The sequence below is a fragment of the Bradyrhizobium ferriligni genome (assembly GCF_056837965.1).
Window position 1 is genome coordinate 1 of record NZ_JBXEJO010000135.1, and the last position, 9,208, is coordinate 9,208.

Annotated in this window: 11 protein-coding genes; 7 read left to right on the top strand and 4 right to left on the bottom strand. The window is 64.3% G+C overall.

Annotated features, from left to right (window positions below):
* Positions 1-138: 138 nt before the first annotated feature.
* Complete coding sequence (locus AC1VNY_RS41545; RefSeq protein WP_028341730.1) at positions 139-945, bottom strand: undecaprenyl-diphosphate phosphatase; 807 nt, start codon at positions 943-945, stop codon at positions 139-141.
* A 263-nt stretch (positions 946-1,208) separates the two neighbouring features.
* Here AC1VNY_RS41545 and AC1VNY_RS41550 point away from each other — a divergent pair, with 263 nt between their 5' ends.
* From AC1VNY_RS41550 to AC1VNY_RS41560, 3 genes are all read left to right on the top strand, one after another.
* Entirely contained in the window at positions 1,209-1,901 is a 693-nt protein-coding gene (locus tag AC1VNY_RS41550) for a glutathione S-transferase family protein (RefSeq protein ID WP_482409529.1), read from the top strand.
* Positions 1,850-3,073 carry a tRNA epoxyqueuosine(34) reductase QueG gene (gene queG / locus AC1VNY_RS41555; protein WP_482409530.1) on the top strand — a complete coding sequence of 408 codons (1,224 nt, stop codon included), beginning with the start codon at positions 1,850-1,852 and terminating at the stop codon, positions 3,071-3,073. Before AC1VNY_RS41550 ends, queG begins: the two co-directional genes overlap by 52 nt.
* 105 nt (positions 3,074-3,178) lie before the next feature.
* The gene (locus AC1VNY_RS41560; protein WP_482409531.1) at positions 3,179-3,976 is read left to right on the top strand and encodes an acyl-CoA thioesterase domain-containing protein; all 798 of its coding nucleotides are present in this window, start codon (positions 3,179-3,181) and stop codon (positions 3,974-3,976) included.
* A 106-nt stretch (positions 3,977-4,082) separates the two neighbouring features.
* Here AC1VNY_RS41560 and AC1VNY_RS41565 read toward each other — a convergent pair whose 3' ends face one another.
* Together AC1VNY_RS41565 and AC1VNY_RS41570 are read right to left on the bottom strand one after the other, a co-directional pair.
* Positions 4,083-4,550, bottom strand: coding sequence for a nuclear transport factor 2 family protein (locus AC1VNY_RS41565; protein WP_482409532.1), 468 nt, complete (start codon positions 4,548-4,550; stop codon positions 4,083-4,085).
* Positions 4,551-4,728: 178 nt separating this feature from the next.
* Complete coding sequence (locus AC1VNY_RS41570; RefSeq protein ID WP_304497938.1) at positions 4,729-5,553, bottom strand: alpha/beta hydrolase; 825 nt, start codon at positions 5,551-5,553, stop codon at positions 4,729-4,731.
* Positions 5,554-5,782: 229 nt separating this feature from the next.
* On the opposite strand from AC1VNY_RS41570, the gene infC reads away from it, so the two are divergent.
* From infC to rplT, 3 genes are all read left to right on the top strand, one after another.
* A complete protein-coding gene (gene infC / locus AC1VNY_RS41575) occupies positions 5,783-6,322 on the top strand; it encodes a translation initiation factor IF-3 (RefSeq protein WP_026192043.1) in 540 nt (179 codons plus the stop codon).
* Between the two features lie 378 nt (positions 6,323-6,700).
* Positions 6,701-6,901 (top strand): 50S ribosomal protein L35, encoded by a 201-nt coding sequence (gene rpmI / locus AC1VNY_RS41580; protein WP_008539890.1) that lies wholly within the window; start codon positions 6,701-6,703, stop codon positions 6,899-6,901.
* Between the two features lie 75 nt (positions 6,902-6,976).
* Positions 6,977-7,336, top strand: a complete 360-nt coding sequence (rplT, locus tag AC1VNY_RS41585) for a 50S ribosomal protein L20 (RefSeq protein ID WP_018269297.1) — start codon at positions 6,977-6,979, stop codon at positions 7,334-7,336.
* A 15-nt stretch (positions 7,337-7,351) separates the two neighbouring features.
* Here the strand turns inward: rplT and AC1VNY_RS41590 are convergent, their stop codons facing one another.
* Complete coding sequence (locus AC1VNY_RS41590) at positions 7,352-7,762, bottom strand: hypothetical protein (RefSeq protein WP_482409533.1); 411 nt, start codon at positions 7,760-7,762, stop codon at positions 7,352-7,354.
* Between the two features lie 208 nt (positions 7,763-7,970).
* Between AC1VNY_RS41590 and pheS the strand changes: the two genes are divergently transcribed.
* Entirely contained in the window at positions 7,971-9,053 is a 1,083-nt protein-coding gene (gene pheS, locus AC1VNY_RS41595; RefSeq protein WP_482409534.1) for a phenylalanine--tRNA ligase subunit alpha, read from the top strand.
* Positions 9,054-9,208: the final 155 nt, after the last annotated feature.

Below are 9,208 nucleotides of genomic sequence, written 5' to 3' on the forward strand. Positions count from 1 at the left end.
GGGTTGGGGTGGGGGTTTCACCGCAAAACGACTCTCTTGGTGTGGAGAGAGCCCCCACCCGGATTGCATCTGCGATGCAATCCGACCTCCCCCGCAAGCGGGAGAGGTGAAGACCGCTGACGCAGTGAGAGCTGTTCCTTACCGTCCCATCGCCAGCGCGATCAGGCCGAGCGTGCCGACGATCACGCGCCACCAGGCGAAGAAGGTGAAGCCGCGGCGGGTGACGAAGTTGAGGAAGGCCCGCACCACGATCATCGCCGTGATGAACGACACCACGAAGCCGACCGCGATGACGCTGAGATTGTCGGAGGTGAAGTCGGCCCGGTTCTTGTAGAAATCATAGGCGAACGCGCCGACCATGGTCGGGATCGCGAGGAAGAACGAGAACTCCGCCGCCGAGCGCTTGTCGGCGCCGAGCAGCATCGCCGCTACGATGCTGGCGCCCGAGCGCGACACGCCGGGAATCATCGCCAGGCACTGCGCGACGCCGATCCAGAAATACATCAGCAGCGGGAATCGGGTCGCATCGTCCTCGTACACTTTGAGGTCGAGCTGATCGACCCACAGCAGCACGGCGCCGCCGACGATCAGCGTGAAGCAAACGACCCACGGATTGAACAGGAACTCCTTGATGTATTTGCCGGCGATCAGGCCGATCACGACGGCGGGCAGGAACGCCACCAGCACGCCGATCACGAAGCGGCGGTCGTCGGGATTGGTGAACATGCCGAGCGCCACGCGCCACAATTTGACGAAGTAGAGCGCAAGGATCGCGAGGATCGCGCCGAGCTGAATCAGGATCGCAAAGCTCTTCCAGAAATTGCCTTCGCCGAGATTGAAGAAGCGCTCCGCAAGCAGCAGGTGGCCTGTCGAGGAGACCGGCAGGAACTCCGTGACGCCCTCGATGATGCCGAGAATCACCGCCCGCAGCATATCCGTCATCATGTTGTGGCCTGCCCTGTGTGGAAAACGGGATTCTTCTCGCTTATTCGCACATTGGCCGCAATCGCAAAAAATCGTCAAACAATGGGTTACCCGGCCGATTTGCTGAGCTATAGCGTTTTTGTGACCCGCACCATCTGCGGGGGTGGCTACCGGTTTGCGTGCTGACGCGACATAGAGACGACCGGAACTGGTCTGGCCAAAGCACAGGTCCAGGCCGCACAGGTTGATGATTTCTTAAGCGCCGCGAAACTACCAAGGGCTTCATGTATACGCTGTATCACCATCCGTTCTGTCCGCATTCGCGCTTCATTCGGCTCGTGCTCGGCGAGTATGGGCTCGATTTGCGCCTTGTGGAGGAACGGGTGTGGGAACGGCGCGAGGCGTTCCTGGCGCTCAATCCGGCGGCCACCACGCCGGTGCTGATCGCCGAGGGCTTTCCGCCGATCCCGGGTGCGCCTGTGATCGCCGAATATGTCGACGAGGCGCACGGCCTCGATGCCGGCGATCGTCGGCTGTTCCCGACCTCGACGGCCGAGCGCGTCGAGGTGCGCCGGCTGATGGCGTGGTTCAACGAGAAATTCTTCGAGGAAGCCTCCAACCCGCTGGTGACCGAGCGGATCTACAAGCGCTTCATGAGTGAGGACAATGGCGGCGGTCCGCCGGCCCCCGACGTCATGCGCGCCGCCAAGGTCAATGTGCGCTATCATCTGAGCTATATCGGCTGGCTGGCGAAGACGCGGAACTATCTCGCCGGCGACCGCCTCACCTACGCGGACCTCGCCGCCGCGGCGCATCTCTCGGCGATCGACTATCTGGGCGACGTGCCATGGAGCGAGGACGACGCGGCAAAGTCGTGGTACGCGCGGGTGAAGTCCCGCCCGTCGTTCCGCCCGCTGCTCAGCGAATGGCTGGCGGGGGTGCCGGCGTCGCGCACCTATGTGGACCTCGACTTCTGAACCCGGCGGTCAGGCTCTCCCCCTCCGATCTCAAGGCGGCGCTTCAGCGCGAGGCACGCGCACTCGGCTTTGATGCCATCGGCTTCACCGCGCCTGATGCGACCAGCGAGGCCGGAAAATATTTCCTCGAATTTCTCGGCTCCGGCGGTCATGGTGACATGGACTGGCTCGCGGCCAATCCGGGGCGGCGCGCCGATCCGCGCGTGCTGTGGGGCGGCGTGCGCTCGATCATCATGCTCGGCGTCAATTACGGGCCCGACGACGACCCGCTCGACATCCTCGCGCACCGATCGCGTGGCGCGATCTCGGTCTATGCGCAGGGTGACGACTATCACGACGTGATCAAGAAGCGGCTGAAGGTCCTGGCGCGCTGGCTCGCCACTATCACCGGTGACGAGGTGAAGGTGTTCGTCGACACCGCCGCGGTCATGGAGAAGCCGCTCGCCCAGGCAGCCGGCATCGGCTGGCAGGGCAAGCACACCAATCTCGTGTCGCGCGAATTCGGCTCGTGGCTGTTTCTCGGGGCGATCTATTCGGCGACCGAGCTGCCGCGCGATGATGCCGAGACCGATCATTGCGGCAGCTGCCGCGCCTGCCAGGACATCTGCCCGACCGCGGCGTTCCCCGCGCCCTACAAGCTCGACGCGCGGCGCTGCATCTCGTATCTGACGATCGAGAACAAGGGCCCGATCCCGCACGAATTCCGCAAGAGCATCGGCAACCGTATCTATGGCTGCGACGATTGCCTCGCGGTGTGTCCATGGAACAAGTTCGCGCAAGCGGGGCGCGAGCAGAAGCTCGCCGCGCGCGATACGTTGCGGGCGCCGGCGCTTGCCGATCTCGCACGGCTGGATGATGCCGCTTTCCGCGCGCTGTTCACGAAGTCGCCGGTCAAGCGCATCGGCCGCGACCGCTTCATCCGCAATGTGCTGATCGCGATCGGCAACTCCGGTGATGCAAGTCTTGCCGGCGAAGCGCGGCGTTTGCTCGACGATGCGAGCCCGCTGGTGCGCGGCGCCGCGGTGTGGGCGCTGTCGCAGTTGATCACGCGCGATGCGTTCGCGGCGCTGGCGTCGCGGGCCGGCGGCGAGCCCGACGTCACGGTGCAGCAGGAGTGGCGCGCGGCTCTGTCCCCTCATCCTGAGGAGCGCGCAGCGCGTCTCGAAGGATGAGGCCACAGACCGGGCCTCATGGTTCGAGACGCCGCTACGCGGCTCCTCACCATGAGGGTGAAGAGTCTTGATTTCATCGCGCCGTTCCCGTCATGGTCGCCCGCCATGACAAACCAGCCCTTCTTCACCAGGCACGGCGACGGCTTCATGCCGACGGCCGTTGCGAACGGACCGTGGAGTCCGGAATCCCTGCACGGCCGCGTCGTGATCGGCCTGCTCGCCTTCGTCATCGAGGAGCGCCACGGCTCCGACGATTTCGTCCCCGCGCGGCTGACGGTCGACATGTTCCGGCTGCCCAACATCACGACGCCGATCGAGGTGACGACCAAGCTCGTGCGCGACGGCATGCGCATCAAGATGATCGAGGCCGAGTTTGTCTCCGGCGGCACCAGCATGGCGCGCGCCTCCTGCCAATTGTTGCGCCGGACGGAAAATGCCCCCGGCAATGTGTGGTCGCCGCCGAACTGGCAGGTGCCGGCGCCGGCGGAGATTCCGAAGCCGACCGATCCGAGGCTCGGCATGAACGGCAAATGGGAGACGCGGCCGATCGTCGGCCATATGGGCTCGCTCGGCGAGCGACGGCTCTGGATGAGCGAGGTGCGCGAGCTCGTCGACGGCGTGAAGACGACACCGTTCGTCCATGTGGCGACCGGCGCGGATTTCGCCAGCCCCTTCGCCAATGCCGGCGACCAGGGGCTCGGCTACATCAACAGCGACGTCACGATCTATCTGCACCGCTTGCCGGTGACCAACTGGATCGGCTTCGAGGTCGTCAACCATCACGCCACGAACGGCATCGCGATCGGCGAATGCTGGCTCTATGACGAAAAGGGTCCGATCGGCACCTCCACGGTGGCGGCGCTCGCCCAGCGCAAGCCGATGACCAATCCGCCACCGCCGTAGGCTCTCACCGTCGTCATTGCGAGCGAAGCGAAGCAATCCATGTCTCGGCTTGCCGAGGCGTGGATTGCTTCGTCGCTTCGCTCCTCGCAATGACGACGGAGAGTCCTCACGCCAGATGCCGCTGCATCTCCGGCCGCGCTTTCAGCTCCGCGCCCTGCTTGCCGACGATCTTGGCGATCCGCTCCGGCGCGAAGTTCAAATCGACGAAGGCCGGCGCGGTGTTGGCGACCTCGTGGTACTCCGTGATCTTGCCGTCGCGCAGCCGCATGATCGCGACGCCCTCGAACATCGCACGCGCGCCCCTGGCTTCCGGCAAGGTCGAGCGGTAGCTGAACGTGTAGCGCGCGTAGAGCGTCGTGCCATCGCTCACGGGATCATGCATCACCCAGCGGAAATCGGTCGCGGTCCGGTAGAACCAGTCGTCGATCATCTCGGCGATTTTGCCGTGGCCCCTGAAGGCACCGTAAAATACGTCGTGATAGACGCCGTCCTCGGTGAAGAGATTTGCAAAGGCCTCGCCGTTGCGCTGTTCGACAGCGTCGCAGAACGCGCGCAGCATCGTTGTGGTGTCCATTGGTATTCTCTCCCGGCTCCTCGCTTCTTCTTCCCTCTCCCCTTGTGGGAGAGGGTGGATCGAATGAGCGAGAGCTCATTCGAGACGGGTGAGGGGTCTGTGTCCGCGGAGAGAACCCCTCATCCGGCGCGGACATCGTCCGCGCCACCTTCTCCCACAAGGGGAGAAGGAAAAAAGCTTAGCCGATCTCCGCCACGGCGGCGATGATGCGGGCGATGTCCTGCGGCCGTGACAGGCGGTGGTCGCCGTCCTGGATCATGGTGAGCACGACGTCCTCGGCCGGCAGGCGGTGCACCAGCGCGAAGGCGTGCTTCCACGGCACGTCGGGATCCTGCGCGCCCTGCAGGATGCGCACCGGGCAGCCGACGTCGATCTTGCTGCCGAGCAGCAGGTGGTTGCGGCCTTCCTCGATCAGGTTGCGGGTGATCGGATAGGGCGTGCCGTCGCCATAGTCGGACGGACGCAGCCACATGCCCTTGGTCTCGATCTCGGCGCGGACCTCCGGCGAGAACGCCTTCCACATCAGTTCCTCGGTGAAGTCGGGTGCCGGCGCGATCAGCACGAGGCCGGCGAGCGAAGCACTGCCGCCGCCGGCATTGGCCCGTTTGGCGATCTCACGCGCAAGCAGCAGCGCCATCCAGCCGCCCATCGAGGACCCGATCACGACCTGCGGCCCGCTGCAGAACTGCGAGAACACGGCCACGCTCTCCTCGAGCCAGCGGCCGATGGTGCCGTCGGCGAACTCGCCGCCGGATTCGCCATGGCCGGAATAGTCGAACCTGACCGAGCTGCGGCCGTGCTCGGCCGCCCACGCATCGAGCGCCAGCGCCTTGGTGCCGGCCATGTCGGACTTGAAGCCGCCGAGCCAGAACAGCCCCGGCGCGCCACTTGCGCTGCCGGGATTGCTGCCGGCACGGGCCCGCACCGCGATCCGGCGCGCCTCACTGCCCTCGCCGACCTCGATGAAGGCAGGTTCCTGTTCCGATGCGGCGGTTTGGCTCATGGTTCGGTCACTCGCGTGTCAGACATCTGCTTTTCAATTGTCGCGCGGCACCGGTCAACGGCTGCAAGCCCCGCCTTGCGGAGCTGGTGCGCCCGCTATATGTGCCGGGCGTGGCCAAAATGCCTCGCAATTGGCGGTTTTGCCGCTTAAAGAAGCGAGTTCGCTTGCCCGTCGCAGCATCTTGCTTCAAAATATCCGCCTTCCCTTTCACAACTTTGGAGAGTTACCCATTCGCCGTCCCAATAGAGCCCCGCCCACAGTCGCCAAAGAAGGGCCGCGCACCAATGACGAGATTCGCAACGCACAGATCCAGCTGATCGATGCGGAGGGTGTCAATCAGGGCACCGTCGAAACCATGGTGGCCATCAAGATGGCCATGGAAGCCGGCATGGATCTCGTCGAGATTTCGCCGAATACCAGCCCTCCCGTCTGCAAGATCATGGACTACGGGAAGTACAAGTATTCCGCGCAGAAGAAGGCTGCCGAAGCTCGCAAGAAGCAGAAGGTCGTCGAGATCAAGGAGATCAAGCTCCGCCCGATGATCGACGATCACGACTATGACGTGAAGATGCGCGCGATGCAGCGCTTCTTCGAGGAAGGCGACAAGGTCAAGATCACCTTGCGCTACCGCGGTCGTGAGATGGCGCACCAGGAGATCGGCACCAAGCTGTTGGACAAGGTGAAGGCCGACGTCGCCGAATTCGCCAAGGTCGAGCAGGACGCGAAGTTCGAGGGCCGCCAGGTCGTGATGGTGCTGGCGCCGCGCTAGTTCGAATTTGTCGCTTTGTTGAAATGAAATGGCCCGTCAGGCGATCTGGCGGGCTGTTTCGTTTCCGTAGCCCGGATGGAGCGCAGCGCAATCCGGGGGCCGGTGCGTCGGCGGCGCGACCTGCCCCGGATTTCGCTTCGCTTCGTCCGGGCTACCCGGTTCCGGCTCCGGTTCCCCGCCTGAAACGTTGCAAAACCGCCTATCCTCTGTCATAAGCCGGGCCTTCGCCGCCCGGCTGATCAAGGGCTGCCGTGGCGACGGTTCGTGCAGGTTCTTTCAATTCGGAAAAAACCTTAGCACTTTCAACGCTCTAACGAGCATTTTAGCCGGCCGGACGCCTCTCGGGGCGATTTTCGTGCTGTGCGACAGGAGAGCCAAATGCCCAAGTTGAAGACCAAGTCGGGCGCTAAAAAGCGCTTCAAGGTGACTGCCACCGGCAAAGTCATGCACGCCCAGCGCGGCAAGCGCCACGGCATGATCAAGCGGACGAAGAAGCAGATCCGTCAGCTCCGCGGCACCCGTGTGCTGTTCAAGACCGACGGCGACAACGTCAAGAAGTACTTCTTGCCGAACGCCTGATCGCGCTGATCCGCTTGAACCCTCGCCGCGACTGCGCGGCGCCCCGTCACCTCTTCCAGATCAAGGATTTCCGTCATGTCTCGCGTCAAACGCGGTGTGACCGCTCACGCCAAGCACAAGAAAGTCTACAAGGCCGCCAAGGGCTATTACGGCCGCCGCAAGAACACCATCCGCGTCGCCAAGCAGGCCGTCGAAAAGGCCGGCCAGTACGCCTTCCGCGACCGCAAGCGCAAGAAGCGCACCTTCCGCGCGCTCTGGATCCAGCGCATCAACGCCGCGGTCCGTCCGTTCGGCATGACCTACAGCGTGTTCATCAACGGCCTCTCCAAGTCGGGCGTCGTCGTCGACCGCAAGGTGCTGTCGGACCTCGCGATCCACGAGCCGGTTGCGTTCCAGGCGATCGCCGAGAAGGCTAAGGCCGCGCTGGCCGCCTGATCCTGGCGGGCGGCCCTAACGCGATTTGGGGCCCGCCTTCAGTGCCTTCTGCGAATAGCGCTGGGCGACGATCGCCCGGCAGAACGCCGTGAACGAGCGGTACATGGTGCCGCTTTCGTTGTCGTATTTGTGGTCGCAGCGCTTGAGCTGGCCGGCATAGGCCTTCTTCTGCGACGCTCCGAGGCCGGACAGGAAGTCCCCCTCGCACCTCTTCTCGACCACGGCGCCGAACTGGACGTCTCCGCTGGCGCCGTACTCGCACGCCTCGAAGATCTTCATCGCGCGGTTGCAGCTCGGCGCCTTCTCGACCTCCGCGATGATGTCGTCCATCTGGGTCGATTTGGCGGGGCATTCCCCGGTCGCGGCATGCACGGTGGTGAGCATGAACAGCACCGCCGGCACGGCCAGGCAAGATCGCAGCAACATCGCGTGGGCCTCCTTGAACTCCCCCTTGGGTAGCCCGGCCTCCGCGCGGGGTTCAATGCTGCCGGCCATCGGCCCGAAATGACCGGCTTTTTGCTTGACGTTACCGCCTTCGGGCGGCGACAACCCAGCCGAATTTTGGCGCATGGCACCGGTTCGGGTAGCGGTACTTCCCACCGGATCATGCTCCGCTCAAGCGCAGGAATTGACCGTGTCCGACCTCGCAACGCTCGAACAATCCATCCTCGACCAGATCGCCTCAGCCGCTGACGAGGCCGCCCTCGAGGCGGTGCGCGTCTCGGCGCTCGGCAAGAAGGGCTCGATCTCGGCACTCCTTGCGACCCTTGGAAAAATGTCGCCGGAGGAGCGCAAGACCGAGGGCGCGAAGATCAACCTCGCCAAGGATGCGGTGACGCAGGCGCTCGCTGCCAAGCGCGACGTGCTGAAAGCGGCCGCGCTCGATGCGCGCCTCGCCGCCGAGACCGTCGACGTCACGCTGCCGCTGCGCGAGGCGCCGGCGGAGACCGGCCGCATCCATCCGCTGAGCCAGGTCTGGGACGAGCTCACCACGATCTTCGCCGACATGGGCTTTGCGGTCGCCGAAGGTCCCGACATCGAGACCGACGACTACAACTTCACCAAGCTGAACTTCCCGATCGGCCATCCGGCGCGCGAGATGCACGACACCTTCTTCTTCAACCCGAAGGAGGACGGCTCGCGCATGCTGCTGCGGACCCACACCTCGCCGGTGCAGGTGCGCACCATGCTGACCCAGCAGCCGCCGATCCGCGTGATCTGCCCGGGCCGCACCTATCGCATCGATTCCGACGCGACGCACACGCCGCAATTCCATCAGGTCGAGGGCCTCGTGATCGACAAGGGCTCGCATCTCGGCCACCTCAAATGGATCCTGCATGAGTTCTGCAAGGCGTTCTTCGAGGTCGACCACATCAACATGCGGTTCCGGCCGTCGTTCTTTCCGTTCACCGAGCCGTCGCTCGAGGTCGACATCCAGTGCCGCCGCGACAAGGGCGAGATCCGCTTCGGCGAGGGCGAGGACTGGCTGGAGATTCTCGGCTGCGGCATGGTGCACCCCAACGTGCTGCGCGCCTGCGGCCTCGATCCCGACGTTTACCAGGGTTTTGCCTGGGGCATGGGCATCGACCGCATCGCGATGCTGAAATACGGCATCGCCGACCTGCGCCAATTGTTCGACAGCGACGTGCGCTGGCTCAGCCACTACGGCTTCAAGCCGCTCGACATCCCGTCGATCGCGGGAGGCTTGAGTTCGTGAATCTTGTCTTCGGTCCCATTGTGGAGAAAGCCCCCACCCTAACCCTCCCCCGCAGGCGGGGGAGGGAATGGATGGAGCGCGCTCACTTGGATACGAAGACTTCACCGCCGCGAACGGTCAGGCTCCCTCTCCCGCTTGCGGGGGAGGGCTGGGGT